Raw genomic sequence first — 16,724 nt, 5'->3', positions numbered from 1 at the left:
GTGCCGGCCGAGGGACGCACTAGCGCGCCCGCGTCATCGCCTCGAAGAACTCCTTGTTGTTCTTGGTCTCGCGCATGTGCTTCTGCAGCTTTTCCATCGCCTCGATCTCGTCCATTTCGGAGAACAGCTTGCGCAGGATCCAGGTCTTTTGCAGCACGCTCGGCTCGAGCAGCAGCTCTTCGCGGCGGGTGCCCGAGCGGCCGATGTTGATCGCCGGGTAGACACGCTTTTCGGCCATGCGGCGATCCATGTGGATTTCCATGTTGCCGGTGCCCTTGAATTCTTCGTAGATCACATCGTCCATGCGGCTGCCGGTATCGATCAGCGCCGTGGCGATGATGGTCAGGCTGCCGCCTTCCTCAATGTTGCGCGCCGCGCCGAAGAAGCGCTTGGGGCGCTGCAGCGCGTTGGCCTCAACGCCGCCGGTCAGCACCTTGCCGCTCGACGGCATCACGGTGTTGTAGGCGCGGGCCAGGCGGGTGATCGAGTCGAGCAGGATCACCACGTCTTTCTTGTGTTCGACCAGGCGCTTGGCCTTTTCGATGACCATCTCGGCGACCTGCACGTGGCGCGTCGCGGGCTCGTCGAAGGTGGATGCGACGACCTCGCCGCGCACGGTGCGCTGCATGTCGGTCACTTCTTCGGGGCGCTCGTCGATGAGCAGCACGATCAGCACGACGTCGGGATGGTTGCTGGCGATGGCGTGCGCCACGTGCTGCAGCATGACGGTCTTGCCGGACTTCGGCGGGGCGACCAGCAGGCCGCGCTGGCCCTTGCCGATCGGCGCCACGATGTCGATCACGCGGCCGGTGATGTTTTCTTCGGCCTTGATCTCGCGCTCGAGCTTGAGCGGCTCGTCGGGGAACAGCGGCGTCAGGTTTTCGAACAGCACCTTGTTCTTGCCGGCCTCGGGGGGCAGGCCGTTGACGCTGTCGAGCTTGGTGAGCGCGAAATAGCGCTCGCCTTCTTTCGGGGTGCGGATTTCGCCCTCAATCGAGTCGCCGGTGTGCAGGTTGAAACGGCGGATCTGCGACGGTGAAATATAGATGTCGTCGGTGCCGGCCAGGTAGCTCGCCTCGGGCGAACGCAGGAAGCCGAAGCCGTCGGGCAGGACTTCGAGCACGCCGGAGCCGCGGATGCTTTCGCCCTTCTTGGCCTGCTGCTTGAGCAGGGCGAAGATCAGGTCATGTTTGCGGAAGCGGTTCGCGTTTTCCAGCTCGTGAGCGGTCGCGATTTCGAGGAGTTCGGCGGCGGATTTGGCTTTGAGTTCAGCGAGATTCATGCTGTAGGGAGTGAGTGGCCACCCTCGGGCGGCGGAATGAGCGGCTCAACGCGATGAACATGCGGAGCGGGCTCGCGAAAGGGGAATGTGTGAACAGACTGGCGCTTGCGCGCTGAAGACTTTGTTTTTGCTGGGGAATTTAGCCCCGCCAGGACAGCGGGGCATTACTGAAACCGAATTGTGACGGGCTTAGACGTTGCTGTCAACAAAAGCGGTCAGTTGGGCCTTCGACAGCGCGCCAACCTTTTGCGCGGCCAGTTCACCGTTTTTGAACAGCAGCAGCGTCGGAATGCCACGGATTCCGTACTTGGCGGCCACTTCCCGGTTGTCATCGACATCGACCTTGGCGATTTTGATCTTGCCGGCGTGCGACACGGCGACTTCTTCCAGCACCGGCGCAATCATCTTGCACGGGCCGCACCACTCCGCCCAGAAATCAACCAGCACGGGCGTATCGGACTTGAGTACGTCGTCGCTGAAGGTGGCGTCGGTAACGTGGGTGATGTTTTCGCTCATGGGTGAATTTTCCTGTCGCGTCCGTCGGTTGATGCCAAAGATGAATGTTAGTTGATGTTGCGACGGGAAATTGCAAGTCTGGCCGACTGCCGTGCGCTTGACGATGGATGACGGCGAGGCGGGAACTCGCTCGCGAACGACAGGTCTAGTGATGGTTTCAACTAGAAAAAAGTGATTGGTCTCCATGAAGCTTCGTAACCCCTCCCTCCTTCGAACCTCCGTCGTTGCCGCCGGTTTGTTGCTGACCGCGACTGCTTTTGCGCAACAAAAGAGCCCGTTCTACGCCGGGTTCGGTGTTGGCGCCGCCATGACCGATGGCGACTACAGCGGGCAGGTTTTTTCTGCGACTCCGCCCGTGGATCCGCTTTTGTTCCGCGTTAACAGCGCTTCGCTCAACAATGGTTCCCGCTTTGGGGGCCGGATTTACGCCGGCTATCAATTCACGCCGCAACTCGCCGCCGAACTTGGCTACACCGACTTCGGCAGCCGCCGTTCCAGTTACGAAGTATTCGGGTCGACTGCCAACTACTTCGTCCGTGGCGATTTCAAGGCATCCGGCGTGTCGCTTGATCTGGTAGGCCGCCTCCCGGTGGCCAAGGACCTTTCTCTCAACGCCCGCGTCGGCGTGATGGAAACCAGTCTCAAGTACAGCGACTCCGACGGCTTCAGCGCGCCGAATACCCGGCAGGCCCGCCTGCATCTTGGCGTGGGCGCAGCCTGGCAGTTCGCCCCCAACATGGCCGCAACGCTCGACTACCAGCGCGTGAACGGTGTCGGCAAGACCTTTGCGTGGACGGCGACGGACACCAAAGCGAATGGGCGCCTGAACTACAACCTCATTTCTGCGGGTTTGCGTTTCGACTTCTAGGACACCACCGTTGGCAAGTCCGCGGTGTTGCACACCGCGGCCGCAATTTCTGTTGATCGCGGCAAACGTGGCGGGTTGCAAAGTGGCCTTGGCAACCCGGAAGCGCCGCAACATTGCGGGCGAGTGCTTATAATCGATAGGATTTTCCAAAATTCCTGAACTCGCTCCATGAAACGCTTCGCGTTGTTGATTGCCGCGCTCGGCTGGGCTGGCGCTAACGGAGCCCTCGCCCAGGCGCCGCAAGGTGACGCCAAGGCAGGCGCTCAAAAGATCCAGATGTGCCAGGGATGTCACGGCATTGAAGGCTGGCGCACTGCCTTCCCCGAGGTCTACCACGTGCCCAAGATCGCTGGCCAGCATTCGACTTATTTCGTCAATGCGCTGAAGGCTTACAAATCGGGTGAACGCAAGCATCCGAGCATGCGCGGCATCGCTGCCAGCCTGTCGGACAAAGACATGGCCGATCTTGCCGCCTATTACGCGGAGGCCAAATAATGAACAAGCTTCTCGCATCGATCCTCGCGGTGGCTGCTGCTGGCGCTGTGCAAGCAGCTGACGTGGCTGCTGGCGCTGCCAAGGCCAAGGAAGTGTGCGCGGCCTGCCATCAGGCTGATGGCAACAGCACTGACCCCAACAATCCTCGGCTGGCCGGCCAACATCGCGACTACATCGCCAAGGCCCTGCGCGACTACAAGTCCGGCGAGCGCAACAATGCCATCATGGGCGGTTTTGCCAAGGCGCTGAGCAAGCAGGACATCGAGAATCTGTCAGCCTATTTCGCGTCGCAGAAATCTGCGCTGGCGGCCAAGTACTGACCGGAGGCTGCTTCTTGGAAAGGCGCCCTGTGCAAACACGGCGCCTTTTTTGTTGCCCAGGTCGTGTTGACGCGCCCGAGCATCTGGTGCCTGGCAGCCGTGCTGCGGCGCCCAATAGAATTGGTCGATGTTTGAACGACTGAAGAGTCTGCTGATTCGGCCGCCGGCCAATCGCCGCAACCGTGGCGCGCGCGCCGCGCGTAGCGCATCGCCGGCATCGGCGCGGCTGGAGGCGCTGCGCCGCTGGATTGTGTGGTTGCTGTTGCTCGCGGCGTGGATTGCCGCCGCAGTAGCGCTGCTCGGCTACCAGTCGGCAGACCCGGCCTGGTCTACCAGCGGTCGTGCCACCAGCGTTCGCAATTGGCTGGGCCCGCTTGGCGCCTGGGTCAGCGACATTGCTTATTTTGTTTTCGGCGCCACGGTCTGGTGGCTGCTTGCTTTTGCCGCGCTGGCGATCTGGCGCGCCATGCCACGGGTGTCGTTGTTCCGCCCACAGGCGGACGAGGCCGACGAGACGGGTGATTGGGCGCCGGGATTGTCACTCCCGTGGCGCCTCGGCGGGCTGGCGCTGCTTATTGCCTGCAGCAGTGCGCTGGAGGCGGTTGCCATGCACCGCTGGTTTGCCGGATTGCCGCAGGGCGGCGGCGGTGCGCTCGGGCAAAGCCTTGGCTTTCCACTGCTCAAACTGGTTGGTTTCGTACCGGCGACGCTGCTGCTGATTGTGTTGATCTTCGTTGCCGTCACGCTGGCGTTTGCCATTCCGTGGCTTGATCTCAGCGAGCGCGTCGGCGCCTTGCTGCTGGATGGCTTCGCGGGCTGGCGTGCCCGACGCGAGGAAACACGCGAGATCAAGCGCGACTTTGAGATCGCAGCGCCGGAAGTCGAACTGCGCGATCTATATGTTCAGGAAGAAACGCGCCGAGTCGAGCAGCACGAGCCGATCCGGATCGTCGAGACCTTCGAGCCGGTGGTGCTGTCCGAACGTGTTGAACGCGAAAAGCAGACCACGCTGTTCGCCGAGATGCCGGATTCGACGCTGCCGCAGCTCGCGCTGCTGGAGCCGGTGCCGAGAGACCAGCCGGTGGTGTCGGCCGAGACGCTCGAGTTCACCTCGCGCCTCATCGAACGCAAGCTCGCCGAGTTCAATGTACCGGTCAAGGTGCTCGCGGCCTATCCCGGCCCCGTCATCACGCGCTACGAGATCGAGCCCGATGTGGGCGTCAAGGGTAATTCGATCGTCAATCTCGCCAAGGATCTCGCCCGCGCCATGAGCGTGATGAGCATCCGTGTGGTCGAGACCATCCCCGGCAAGTCCTGCATGGGCCTCGAAGTGCCGAATCCGCAGCGGCAGTCGGTCGGTCTGATCGAAATTCTCGGCAGTGCGGTTTACAACGATTCGTCGAGCCTGCTCACGATGGGCCTCGGCAAGGACATCGCGGGCCGCCCGGTGGTTGCCGATCTCGGCCGCATGCCGCACTGCCTGGTCGCGGGCACCACGGGTTCGGGTAAGTCGGTGGGCATCAACCAGATGATCCTCTCGCTGCTCTATAAGGCGGAGCCGCGCGAAGTGCGGCTGATGCTGATCGATCCGAAGATGCTGGAGCTTTCGATCTACGAGGGCATTCCGCATCTGCTGTGTCCGGTCGTGACCGACATGAAGCTCGCGGCCAACGGCCTCAACTGGTGCGTCAACGAGATGGAGCGGCGCTACCGGCTGCTGTCGCATGCGGGCGTGCGGCAGCTCTCCAGTTTCAATCAGAAAGTACGCGAAGCCAAGGCGAAAGGTTCGCCGCTGACCAATCCGTTCTCGCTGACGCCTGACGAGCCCGAGCCACTCGAAGAATTGCCGTTCATCGTGGTGGTGATCGACGAGCTGGCCGACCTGATGATGGTCGCCGGCAAGAAGATCGAGGAATTGATCGCCCGGCTCGCCCAGAAGGCGCGCGCTGCGGGCATCCATCTGGTGCTGGCGACGCAGCGGCCGTCAGTGGATGTGATCACCGGCCTGATCAAGGCCAACGTGCCGACGCGCATCGCGTTCCAGGTGGCAAGCAAGATCGACAGCCGCACGATCCTCGACCAGATGGGTGCCGAGGCGCTGCTGGGCCGTGGTGACATGCTCTACATGCTCGGTGGCACTGGCGTGCCGAACCGCGTGCACGGTGCCTTCGTGACCGACGACGAGGTGCATCGTGTCGTCGAACACTGGAAGGCGCAGGCGCCGGCGCAATACATCGAGGGCGTGCTCGAAGGCACCGACGCCGAGACGCTGAACGAAATCAATGGCGATGGGTCGAACGATGGTGAAAAAGATCCGCGCTTCGACGAAGCGGTTGCCGCCGTGGTGGAGAGCCGCCAGGCCAGCATCAGCTACGTGCAGCGCCGTCTGCGCATTGGCTACAACGGCGCCGCGCGGTTGATCGAGGCGATGGAGCAGGCCGGCATCGTGAGCCGCCCCAATGCGATGGGCAAACGCGAAGTGCTGGCACCGAAGCGGGAAGAATGAAACTGATGAAATCTACCGTCACTGTTGCTGCCGTACTGTTACTCGGCAGCACTGTCTTCGCGCAAGCGCCGGCCAGTGCGCTCACTGACTTCCGTTCGTACACGCGCGATCTGCAGTCGCTTGCGGGCACCTTCACGCAGGAAGTGCGCGACAAGAGCGGTCGCGTCAGCCGGCAGTCGTCCGGGAGCTTTGCCATCGCGCGGCCGGGCAAATTCCGCTTTATCTACGAGAAACCGTACAAGCAGACCATCGTCAGCGATGGCACCACGGTGTGGCTGTATGACGAAGACCTCAATCAGGTCACCATCCGCAAGCTGGGTGACACGGTCAGCGAGCAGCCTTTGGCGCTTTTGCTGGACCCGACCGCTGCCGATAAACTGTTCGAGCTGAAAGCGTTGGACCCGGCGGGATCGATTGGCTACGTCGAGGCGAAGTCAAAGAAGGCAGACGCGCCGTTCACTGACCTGCGGGTGGCGATGGTGGCCTTGCAGCCGAAAGAGCTCACCTGGCGCGATGCGCTGCAGAATGCCAACACTATCCGCTTCGGCGATCTGGCGAAGAACGGCAAGCTCGGTGCTGATGCCTTTTCGTTCGCGCCGCCCAAGGGCGCTGACGTCCTCAAGCAATAGATTCAACTTTTTGGCTAGAAGCCCGTTTCGCCTGGGCTTCGAACGCATTTGGTTGAAAAGTCGACTTTCCGTGAAATGGGGCCCGGCGCCGCACACGGAGGTCGATAGCGTAATAAGTTGACTTCGCCCGAACCTCAGGCGGCGGGTAGTTAGCGCCGCCCCGTACGTGCCTTTTTCACGCCGTACATCCGGGCATCCGCCACCTTCACCAGTTGCTCCAGCGTGCGCCCATCGCGCGGGTAGAGCGCGCTGCCGCAGGAGCCACCGGCGGTGACTTCGATGCCGGCGATTGCGACCGGCTGGTCCAGCGCGGCGGTCAGCCGTGCGAGCTGGGCGTCAAGCGCTTCATCGGACGGAATGCCCGACAGCATCAGCACGAATTCATCGCCACCATAGCGCGCGAGCACGTCGTCACGACGCATTGCCGAGGCGATGCGCTGCGCACAGACAGCCAGTACCGCGTCACCCACCGCGTGCCCATGCTCGTCGTTGACCAATTTGAAGCGGTCAAGATCGACGAACACGATGGCCAGCGTGGCATCGGGCTGTTGACTGATCAGCGCAGCAAAGCGCTTCTCGAAGGTGGCCCGGGTCAGGGCGCCGGTCAGCGGGTCCACCAGTAGCCCGTCCTTGAAGTCCTCCATCGCCCGCGCAATCACGCCCAGCTCATCACTGCGCCCCTTGAACAGCCGCTCCGGCGATTGCCCGCGGGCCAGCAGGCGGGTGGCCTCCGACAGCCGCCGCACGTCGCTGGTGACGCGGTGCATGATCCAGAGCCCGAGCGCGATGGCCAGCCCGACGGCGGCCAGACCAATGGCGACGTTTTGCAGGATGGTGCGCTGCACGTTGCCCATATGGTCGGAGCGCGGCACTGCGACCACCATCGTCCAGTCCAGTCCGGCGCTGTCGCGTTGCGCAGTGGCGCTCATGTGCACGCGACCGTCGTCACCATCGAATGAGTAGCGCGCAATCTCGACGCCGCGCACCGTGCTGCGGGTGGGCTCGACGTTGGCGCGCAACTGCTCCCACGCCCGCCGCACGAGCGGGTTGGTGCTCTCGCTGGCACGCAGGCGAACCGGCTGCCCCGGGTTGTCGCCGAACAGGGCTTCCGGCGTCGAGGTGGCGATCAGCGTGCCGTCACGTTCCACGATAAACGCCACGCCAGTACGGCTGACCTGCAGCCCGCGGACGAATTCAGTCAGCGCTGTCAGCGGGATATCGGTGGCGACCACACCGCGCTGGGCCCGCTGCTGGTTGAATACCGGTTTTGCCAGCGTTACCGTCAACGCCCGCGTCGTGAAATCGACATAGACCGACGACCAGGTCAGGGAGCCGCGCTGCGTGGCCTCGGCGAACCAGGGCCGGGCGCGCGGGTCGTAGTTGTCGGTGCGCAACACGGCATCACGCAGGCCAGGCCCGTGGGTGGTGTAGATCGTCCGTTGCGCAGTGCCAAGCTCGCGCCAGCGCAGCTCATAGTCGCCATCGGCCTTGCGGTTGAGGCCGACGAATTCGCCTTTGTGGGAGCCGTAATAGATGTAGCCCTCGTTGCCCGGATACAGGTTGGCCGCGATCCACATGCGCTGCTCGAACTGTGGCAGCAAGTCGGGCACCAGATCGGAATGTCTGGGGGCGTTACCGGCTGCCGCTACGTCGGGTGCGACCGCATTCAGCACCACGGACGAGCTGGCCAGATGGCGGCTGGTCGCCTGCGTCACTCGGTTGGAAATATCCAGCAGCAACTGCTCTGAGAGTTCATCGACGGCCTTGAGACCAGTCTGGTACGACAGCAGCGAAATCGAAACTGCCACCAGTATCACCACCCCGACGAACGGGATCAGCAAGGCAGCGCGCAACGACGAAAACATTCGAGACATCAGAATCAATCCAGCTCGCCGTTGTCTGGCGGCCACGCGCCGAGCGTCACAGGGCGCGAGACGGGGCGCGGGCCGCTGCGGACGGCGTAACCCCTTGTATCAAAAGCCGCCAGACTGCCGCTCATGCTCACGTCATGGCGGCATCAACGGTGTTCACGGTGATTCCCTGACGAGCCGCAGCCGGGTTACCTCGCGATCTGGCCGCATCGTCGTGTGCATGCGGTTTTCAGTCATGGTGTCAGTTGCCTCGCCAGTCACGGGCCACCGCTGCGGTCAGCGCATCGCAATGCGGGCGGCGGGTAAATTACCAGAAAGATCGGAATGTCAGTTGTCTGACCGCCCCGCGCCGAGCATTCCGGTGCAAAGGCGGTCGCTTGCTACGATTGCGGCATGGCTTCCCCGTCGAGAAACGCACCGCTGGCCGAACGCCTGCGACCCCAATCCATTGCCGAAGTGGTCGGACAACGGCATCTGCTGGGCGAAGGCAAGCCGTTGGCAAACGCCATTCAGGCCGGCGTGCCGCACTCGATGATTTTCTGGGGGCCGCCGGGCGTCGGCAAAACAACCCTGGCACGACTGCTCGCCGATGCGTTTGACGCGGAAATGATCGCGCTCTCCGCCGTGATGGCCGGCATCAAGGACATCCGCGAGGCCGTCGAGCGGGCGCAGATGACGCGCGAGCAGTTCAATCGCCGCACCATCATGTTCGTCGATGAGGTGCACCGCTTCAACAAAAGCCAGCAGGACGCCTTTCTGCCGCATGTCGAGTCCGGCCTGTTTACCTTCATCGGTGCCACCACCGAGAACCCGTCGTTCGAGGTCAATTCCGCGCTGCTGTCGCGTGCGCAGGTGTACGTGCTGGAAGCGCTCGACAACGACGCATTGGCGACGATGTTCCAGCGCGCGAAGGTGGCGCTGGACGCTACCTACTCCGTCGATGCCGATGCGCAGCAACTGCTGATCGACTACGCCGACGGCGACGGCCGCCGCTTTCTGAACTCGATTGAGCAGCTCGACGCGGCCGTGCGCGCAGGCAAGGTCGAGCAGATTACCGTCGATTTCGTCAAAGGTTCGCTGACGCGAGCCCGAGCTCGCTTCGACAAGGGCGGCGAGCAGTTCTACGACCTGATCAGCGCCCTGCACAAAAGCGTGCGTGGCAGCGATCCGGACGCCGCGCTTTACTGGTTCTGCCGCATGCTGGAGGGGGGCGCCGATCCACTTTACGTGGGCCGCCGCATGATCCGCATGGCCAGTGAGGACATCGGCCTCGCCGATCCGCGCGCGCTGGACATCACGCTTGCTGCAGTTGCGGCGTTCGAGCGACTCGGTTCACCGGAAGGGGAACTCGCACTGGCAGAAGCCTGCGTATTCCTCGCCGTCGCCGCCAAGAGCAACGCTGTCTACACCGCGTACAAGAAGGCCCGCAAGGCAGCTGCCGAAAGCGGCACCCGCCCGGTGCCGCTGCGCCTGCGCAACGCGCCAACCAAGCTGATGAAAAACCTCGGCTATGGCGACGGCTATCGCTACGCGCACGATGAGGAAGGTGGATTTGCTGCGGGTGAAGCGTACTTCCCGGACGACATGCCAGCGCAACAGTTCTACGCGCCGGTGGACCGTGGCATGGAAGCCAAAATCAGGGAAAAGCTCGACGCCCTGCGCGAACGCAATGGCAAGAAGTAAGCAGCAAGAAAGCCACGTCACCCAATGACACTCTCCGTTCAGGCCGCCGCCAACCGCCGCGGCATTCTCGCCATGATCGGCGCCATGACGTCCTTCGTCATCAATGACGCGTTCGTCAAGTACGCCAGCCAGTCGCTGCCTGGCGGGCAACTGATTGTCATTCGCGGCCTGTTCGCCATCGTGTTCCTGTTTGCTGGTGCCTGGTGGATGGGGCTGGTGCGCGGGCCGGAAGCCCGCCTGCGCGATCTGTGGCAACGCCCGGTGATCACACGCTCGGTGCTCGACGCTGTGTCGACGATGACCTTTCTCACGGCGTTATTTCATCTGCCACTCGCCAACGCAACGGCAATCAACATGGCGGCGCCGCTGTGCATCACGCTGCTCTCGGTGCTCTGGCTGGGCGAGCGCATTGGCGCCATGCGCTGGCTGGTCATCGCCATCGGGTTTGTCGGGGTGCTGCTGATCGTGCAGCCACGTAGCGAGGGCTTCAACGGCTATTCGCTGGTGTGTTTGTTGAGCACGTTCTTCGTCGCTTGTCGTGACCTGTACACGCGCCGCATCAACCCCGGTACACCGTCAATTCTCATCACCATTGGTACCGCGATTGCCGTCACCGCTTCCGGTGCCGTGCTGTCCTTGTTTCAGCAGTGGCAGCCGGTCACACTGGCCCAACTGGCCATGCTGGCCGCCGCGTCGGTGTTTCTGAGCAGCGGCTACATGCTGCTCATCCGCGCGATGCGGGCAGGTGACGTGTCGCTGATCGTGCCGTTTCGTTACTCCGGGCTACTGGCCGCGCTGACCATCGGCTTCGTCGTATGGGGCGAGATCCCGAACGCCCTCGCGTGGGCAGGCATTGCGCTGCTCGTCGCCGCCGGCCTGTACATGGTCATCTCCGAGCGGGCACGGGCGCGTGACCGTGTGCTTGAGTCGGCGCCGGAGTAGCACGCTCGCCGACCGACTACCGTCGACGCTTGAAAGTCCGATCACCGGCCCCATGTCCGCGTGAGAACCAATGTCCACAAGGCAAGCGGCGAATCGCCATTGCCAAACTGATCGCAGACACACCATGAGCAAACAAACCCTTTCCTTCCAGGCCGAAGTCGCCCAACTGCTGCACCTCGTTACCCATTCGCTGTATTCGAACAAGGAGATCTTCCTGCGTGAGCTGATCTCGAACGCTTCCGACGCCTGTGACAAGCTCCGCTATGAGGCGCTGGGCAATGCGGCGCTGTGGGAAGACCAGCCGAACCTCGAAGTACGCGTCGCCTTCGACAAGGACGGCAAAACCCTCACCATCACCGACAACGGCATCGGCCTCTCGCAACAGGAAGCCATCGACAACCTGGGCACCATCGCCAAGAGCGGTACGCGCGACTTCGTCAGCAAGCTTGAAGCCTCGCAAAAGGCCGATGCCAAGGAGCAGGGCGCGCTGATCGGGCAGTTCGGTGTGGGCTTCTATTCCGGCTTTATCGTCGCCGACAAGATCACCGTGGAATCGCGCCGCGCCGGCCTCAAGGCCGACGAGGGCGTGCGCTGGATCAGCGGCGGCACCGGTGAATTCGAGGTGGAGAGCATCACCCGTGACAAGCGCGGCACCAGCGTCATCCTGCACCTGCGCGATGACGCGCTGGAATACGCAAGCGCATGGCGGTTGAAGTCCATTATCGGCAAATACTCCGACCACATCTCCCTGCCGATCCTGATGCAGAAAGAGGAGTGGGACGCCGAGAAAAAGGAAAACGTTGTCAGGGACGAGTGGGAGACGGTGAACAAGGCCAGCGCACTCTGGTCGCGGCCCAAGAAGGATATCACCGCCGAGCAATACACCGATTTCTACAAGCAGATCAGTTACGACAGCGAAGCTCCGCTGGCGTGGAGCCACAACAAGGTGGAAGGCTCCACCGAGTACACGCAGTTGCTCTACATCCCGGCCAAGGCGCCGCAGGACCTGTGGAACCGCGACAAGAAGGCGGGCCTCAAGCTCTACGTGAAGCGCGTGTTCATCATGGACGACGCCGAAGCACTGATGCCGGTCTACCTGCGCTTCGTGAAGGGCGTGGTCGATTCTGCTGATTTGCCGCTCAACGTCTCGCGCGAGCTGCTGCAGGAAAGCCGCGACGTGAAGGCCATCCGCGAGGGCAACACGCGGCGTGTGCTGACCATCCTAGACGATCTGGCGTCTAGCGGTGACGACGCCGAAAAGGCCAAGTACGCGGACTTCTACAAAGAGTTCGGCGCTGTGCTCAAGGAAGGTTTGGGCGAAGACTTCGCCAACCGGGAGCGCCTGTCCAAACTGCTGCGCTTCGCCTCGTCAGGCGTGTCGCGCGAAGGCAAGGAGGGCGCGGACCCGTCTACCATCCTGCCCGGTGAAATGACCTCGCTGGCCGACTACAAGGCACGCATGAAGGAGGGCCAGGAGGCGATCTACTACATCACCGCTGACACACTCGCCGCTGCGAAGAACAGCCCGCAGCTCGAAGTCTTCCGCAAGAAGGGCATCGAAGTGCTGTTGATGACTGACCGTGTGGACGAGTGGGCACTGCAGTTCCTCTACGACTTCGATGGCACGCCGCTGCAATCGGTCGCCAAAGGCGCCGTGGACTTGGGCAAGCTGCAGGATGAGGCGGAAAAGAAGGCAGCAGAGGCCGCCGCCGAATCGTTCAAGCCGGTACTCGACAAACTCAAGGACGCGCTGAAGGACAAGGCGCAGGACGTGCGCGTCACTACCCGCCTCGTCGACTCGGCCGCGTGTCTCGTGGTCGAAGATGGTGACATGTCAACGCAGATGGCGCGCATGTTGAAGCAGGTCGGACAGAACGTGCCCGACCAGAAGCCGATTCTCGAAGTCAACGCCGAACACGCACTGGTGAAAAAGCTCGAAGCGTCCACCGGCGACGAAACCCGCTTCAACGATCTCGCCCACATCGTGTTCGATCAGGCGATGCTCGCCGAAGGCGGTCTGCCGGATGACCCGGCGGCCTACGTGAAGCGGGTGAATGCGTTGCTGGTTTAGGAGGGGCCGAGGCGGCCATGTTTCGGCCGCTTCGCACTACCACACCGATCGGCCATACTGGCTCAGACGAACATCGCTTCGGGCGCAGCGGGTTTTCGGGCGACGATAAACGGTCGCACGTCCTGACCGCGCGTACCATGCCGCTCCACACTCACGACAATCAACCCCTGATGTCGCATTGAATCGAGCAGGTCGTTTTCGCTCAGGTTGTGTACGGTCGGCGCCATGCCGACGAGTTGGGCCAGCGGAACAGCGACATTCGGTAGCAGCCAGTTCATTTCGCGCAGGCAAGGGGTCTTGGAGATCAACAACCCTCCGGGGCGCAATGCAGACGCGCATGCTTCGACGGTGGCCTCCAGATCCTCCACCAGATGCAGCACATTGAACGCGAGCACGCGGTCGTAACGGTTGGCAGATTCGCTATCGCAGATTGCGGCATCGTCAACGGCAAACTGCAGACGGGCATCGGGTGCGCGCGCCAGTTTCCCATTGGCGATGGCGATCATTTCGGACGCGACGTCGGTCGCCCGATAGCTGCGACAGAAGGGGGCGAGACGCAGCGCCGAGCTGCCCGTACCGCACCCCACTTCGAGCACGTCCTGCTGTGGCCCCAGATAGTTGATTGTGCGAGCGAGCGTCTGCTCGTAGCCGGGCAAGTCGGCGATCTTGCTCGCTGCGTATGCCCGCGCTTTGCGATTCCAGAAGCGTGCATCGCCCGTGACAACGCGGCGAATGGGTCGTGCTGCCGTCGTAGTGGCGGATCGCGATATGGAGCTGGAGAAGGATGAACCTGTCATTGACAATTCCTGGCCCGCTTGCAGTGTGGCCTCTACGTGCATGATATGTTCGATAACTCACGCCGAAAACGCTCCGACACGCATGATTCCCATACATAAACGCATGGACTGGAACCACCTTAAAGCGTTTCTTGAAACAGCGCAGGCGGGCTCCCTCTCAGCGGCGGCACGGCACCTCGGCACGACTCAGCCCACATTGAGTCGGCAGGTGTCAGCGCTTGAGCAGCAGCTGGGCGTGACGCTGTTTGAGCGGGTCGGGAGAACGATGCAATTGACGGAGGCGGGCTTGGCGCTTCTCGATCACGCTCGCGGGATGGGGGCGGCCGCTGATGAACTAGCGCTGGCCGCGACCGGGCAGTCGCGGTCAGTCGAGGGCATCGTTTCCATCTCTGCGACCGACGCATGCGCCATCTATCTGCTGCCGCCGATTGTGGCGCGCATCCAGGCCGAAAACCCGCGCATCGTGATCGAGATCATCGCGTCAAACGCGATCGCTGACTTGCAGCGGCGCGAGGCAGACATTGCTGTGCGGCACGTACGACCCGAGCAACCGGACCTCATCGGGCGGCATCTGCGGGACGCGACCGCGAGTTTCTACGCATCCAGCGACTGGGTCGCCCGGAACGGGCATCCGCGCTCAACGGCCGAGGCGGCGAAGTTCCCGTTCGTCGGTGCCGACCGCAGCGGCCAATTCCTCCAGTACATGCGCTCACTCGGCCTGCCGCTGGGTGACGCCAATTTCAATGTGTTGAGTGACAACTCCGTGGTGAACTGGCAGTTGGTACAACGCGGGCTCGGTATCGGCGTCATGGTGGACGAAGTTGCCGCGGCGACGCCCAATGTCGTGCGGGTTCTGGACGAGGTGCCGCCTTTCCGCTTCCCGATCTGGCTCGTGACGCATCGAGAACTTCGTACCGCCCGACGGATACGTGTGGTGTTCGATCAACTGGCACAAGCACTTGCTGGCGACTGATCACCTGCCGCATGCCGCTAGACGGATAATCGCGCCATGCTGAGCCTCACCAATCGCTTCCTCAACACACTCCCCGGCGACCCCAACCCGAACAACCATTCGCGGCAGGTGCATGGGGCGTTCTGGTCGCGGGTGACGCCGGCGCGGGTGGCGGCGCCTTCGCTGTTGCTGCATTCGCCCGAGGTGGCAGCGGTGCTTGGGTTGAGCGATGCGCAGATGCATTCGCCCGAGATGCTGGCGGCGCTCTCGGGCAATGGGCTGCTGCCGGGTATGGAGACTTATGCCACGGCTTATGCGGGCCACCAGTTCGGCAACTGGGCCGGGCAACTGGGCGATGGCCGCGCGATTCTGCTGGGCGAGGCGGTGGCGCCATCGGGCGAGCACTTTGAGCTGCAACTGAAGGGCGCCGGACCGACGCCGTACTCCCGTCGCGCCGATGGTCGCGCAGTGCTGCGTTCGTCCATTCGCGAATTTCTCTGCTCGGAGTCGATGCATCATCTGGGCGTGCCCACCACGCGGGCGCTTTCGCTGGTACTGACCGGCGATCAGGTGGAGCGCGACATGTTCTACGACGGCAACCCCGAGCTGGAGCCCGGTGCGATTGTCTGCCGCGTGGCGCCCACGTTCATCCGCTTCGGGCACTTTGAACTGTTTGCCTCGCGCGGTGAGCATGCGCTGTTGCGGCAGTTGATCGACTTCACGATCACGCACTACTTTCCTGCCATCGCCGCCCAGCACGCGGATGCGACCGAACGGATGCTGGCGTGGTACGCGGACGTGTGCTCGCGCACGGCGCGCCTCATTGCGCAGTGGATGCGCGTGGGCTTTGTGCATGGCGTGATGAACACCGACAACATGTCGATCCTCGGACTCACCATCGACTACGGCCCGTACGGTTGGGTGGACAACTTCGACCCCGGCTGGACACCCAACACCACTGACGCTGGCGGCAAGCGCTATGCGTTCGGTCGCCAGCCCGGCATTGCGCAGTGGAACCTTGCGCGGCTGGGCGACGCACTGGCGACGCTCGGCACCGCGACGCCCGAGGTGTTGGCGGATGCGCTCGAGGCGTATGAGCGGACGTATGCGGGCGAAGTGAACCGCATCTTCCGCGACAAGTTTGGCCTGCGCGACGATGCCGGGCACGCCAGCGACGCCAGCGAGAATGAGGCGACGATTGATGCGGCGTTCGCGTTGCTGGTGCAGCATGAGATCGACATGACGATCTTTTTCCGCGCGCTTGCCACGGCTGTGGCGGTGGATGACCTGCACCCGGCGTTCTACAGCGAGCGTGAATGGCAGGACGCGCGCGCCGCCTGGCAGGTGTGGTTTGACGGCTATGCCGCGCTGGTGGCGCGACAGCACGCGTCGCCTAAGCAGCGCGCGGCCCGCGTAGCGCGCATGAATGCGGTGAACCCGAAGTACGTCCTGCGCAATTACCTCGCGCAACAAGTCATCGATTCGGCGCACGCGGGCGACTACGCACCACTGGCCGAGCTGCTGGATGTGATGCGCAAGCCCTACGACGAACAGCCGGGTCGCGAGCGGTTTGCCGAGAAACGGCCCGACTGGGCGCGTACGAAAGCAGGATGTTCCATGCTCTCGTGCAGCAGCTGACGTGTGTCGGTCGTAGCCGCGATGAAGCGCAGCGGAATCGAGGCATTTGTTCAACGCGCCACATTCACCCTCGATTCCACTTCATTGCATCGAGGCTACGATGATGATCGCTAGATACTGTTTCACCTGCACACCGCTTGCTAGTGCGGTGACA

General features: G+C 62.8%; 14 protein-coding genes. 10 read left to right on the top strand and 4 right to left on the bottom strand.

Features of this window, described 5'->3' with window-relative positions; all coding sequences use genetic code 11:
- Nucleotides 1–19: 19 nt before the first annotated feature.
- Nucleotides 20–1,282, bottom strand: coding sequence for a transcription termination factor Rho (gene rho / locus FKL89_RS16460; protein ID WP_156863824.1), 1,263 nt, complete (start codon nt 1,280–1,282; stop codon nt 20–22).
- Nucleotides 1,283–1,471: 189 nt separating this feature from the next.
- On the bottom strand, nt 1,472–1,798 hold the full coding sequence (gene trxA, locus FKL89_RS16455) for a thioredoxin TrxA (protein WP_156863823.1): 327 nt from the start codon (nt 1,796–1,798) through the stop codon (nt 1,472–1,474).
- Nucleotides 1,799–1,982: 184 nt separating this feature from the next.
- On the opposite strand from trxA, the gene FKL89_RS16450 reads away from it, so the two are divergent.
- The 5 genes from FKL89_RS16450 (at nt 1,983) to lolA (ending at nt 6,616) form a co-directional block, all read left to right on the top strand.
- Nucleotides 1,983–2,666: an outer membrane beta-barrel protein gene (locus FKL89_RS16450; protein ID WP_156863822.1), complete on the top strand. Its 684-nt coding sequence runs from the start codon at nt 1,983–1,985 to the stop codon at nt 2,664–2,666.
- 168 nt (nt 2,667–2,834) lie between these two features.
- Nucleotides 2,835–3,161 carry a c-type cytochrome gene (locus FKL89_RS16445; RefSeq protein ID WP_156863821.1) on the top strand — a complete coding sequence of 109 codons (327 nt, stop codon included), beginning with the start codon at nt 2,835–2,837 and terminating at the stop codon, nt 3,159–3,161.
- Nucleotides 3,161–3,481, top strand: a complete 321-nt coding sequence (locus FKL89_RS16440; RefSeq protein ID WP_181955204.1) for a c-type cytochrome — start codon at nt 3,161–3,163, stop codon at nt 3,479–3,481. The genes FKL89_RS16445 and FKL89_RS16440 overlap by 1 nt, the downstream gene beginning before the upstream one ends.
- A 127-nt stretch (nt 3,482–3,608) precedes the next feature.
- Nucleotides 3,609–5,987 (top strand): DNA translocase FtsK, encoded by a 2,379-nt coding sequence (locus FKL89_RS16435; protein ID WP_156863819.1) that lies wholly within the window; start codon nt 3,609–3,611, stop codon nt 5,985–5,987.
- A 5-nt stretch (nt 5,988–5,992) separates the two neighbouring features.
- On the top strand, nt 5,993–6,616 hold the full coding sequence (lolA, locus tag FKL89_RS16430; protein ID WP_162527553.1) for an outer membrane lipoprotein periplasmic chaperone LolA: 624 nt from the start codon (nt 5,993–5,995) through the stop codon (nt 6,614–6,616).
- A 149-nt stretch (nt 6,617–6,765) separates the two neighbouring features.
- Here lolA and FKL89_RS16425 read toward each other — a convergent pair whose 3' ends face one another.
- Entirely contained in the window at nt 6,766–8,490 is a 1,725-nt protein-coding gene (locus FKL89_RS16425) for a sensor domain-containing diguanylate cyclase (protein ID WP_156863817.1), read from the bottom strand.
- Nucleotides 8,491–8,880: 390 nt separating this feature from the next.
- Between FKL89_RS16425 and FKL89_RS16420 the strand changes: the two genes are divergently transcribed.
- From FKL89_RS16420 to htpG, 3 genes are all read left to right on the top strand, one after another.
- Nucleotides 8,881–10,170, top strand: coding sequence for a replication-associated recombination protein A (locus FKL89_RS16420; RefSeq protein WP_156863816.1), 1,290 nt, complete (start codon nt 8,881–8,883; stop codon nt 10,168–10,170).
- A gap of 24 nt (nt 10,171–10,194) precedes the next feature.
- The gene (locus tag FKL89_RS16415; protein WP_156863815.1) at nt 10,195–11,112 is read left to right on the top strand and encodes a DMT family transporter; all 918 of its coding nucleotides are present in this window, start codon (nt 10,195–10,197) and stop codon (nt 11,110–11,112) included.
- A gap of 124 nt (nt 11,113–11,236) precedes the next feature.
- The gene (gene htpG, locus FKL89_RS16410; RefSeq protein WP_156863814.1) at nt 11,237–13,183 is read left to right on the top strand and encodes a molecular chaperone HtpG; all 1,947 of its coding nucleotides are present in this window, start codon (nt 11,237–11,239) and stop codon (nt 13,181–13,183) included.
- 62 nt (nt 13,184–13,245) lie between these two features.
- Here htpG and FKL89_RS16405 read toward each other — a convergent pair whose 3' ends face one another.
- Nucleotides 13,246–13,980 (bottom strand): class I SAM-dependent methyltransferase, encoded by a 735-nt coding sequence (locus FKL89_RS16405; RefSeq protein WP_156863813.1) that lies wholly within the window; start codon nt 13,978–13,980, stop codon nt 13,246–13,248.
- Here FKL89_RS16405 and FKL89_RS16400 point away from each other — a divergent pair.
- Both FKL89_RS16400 and FKL89_RS16395 read left to right on the top strand, forming a co-directional pair.
- Nucleotides 13,952–14,953, top strand: coding sequence for a LysR family transcriptional regulator (locus FKL89_RS16400; protein WP_337786216.1), 1,002 nt, complete (start codon nt 13,952–13,954; stop codon nt 14,951–14,953). The two genes, FKL89_RS16405 and FKL89_RS16400, sit on opposite strands and share 29 nt — an antisense overlap.
- 36 nt (nt 14,954–14,989) lie before the next feature.
- A complete protein-coding gene (locus FKL89_RS16395) occupies nt 14,990–16,570 on the top strand; it encodes a protein adenylyltransferase SelO (protein ID WP_156863812.1) in 1,581 nt (526 codons plus the stop codon).
- Nucleotides 16,571–16,724 lie beyond the last annotated feature (154 nt).

Source organism: Casimicrobium huifangae (assembly GCF_009746125.1).
Taxonomy (GTDB): domain Bacteria; phylum Pseudomonadota; class Gammaproteobacteria; order Burkholderiales; family Casimicrobiaceae; genus Casimicrobium; species Casimicrobium huifangae.
The sequence above is the reverse complement of the archived record's forward strand: the minus strand, read 5'-3'. Positions and strand labels throughout refer to the sequence as shown.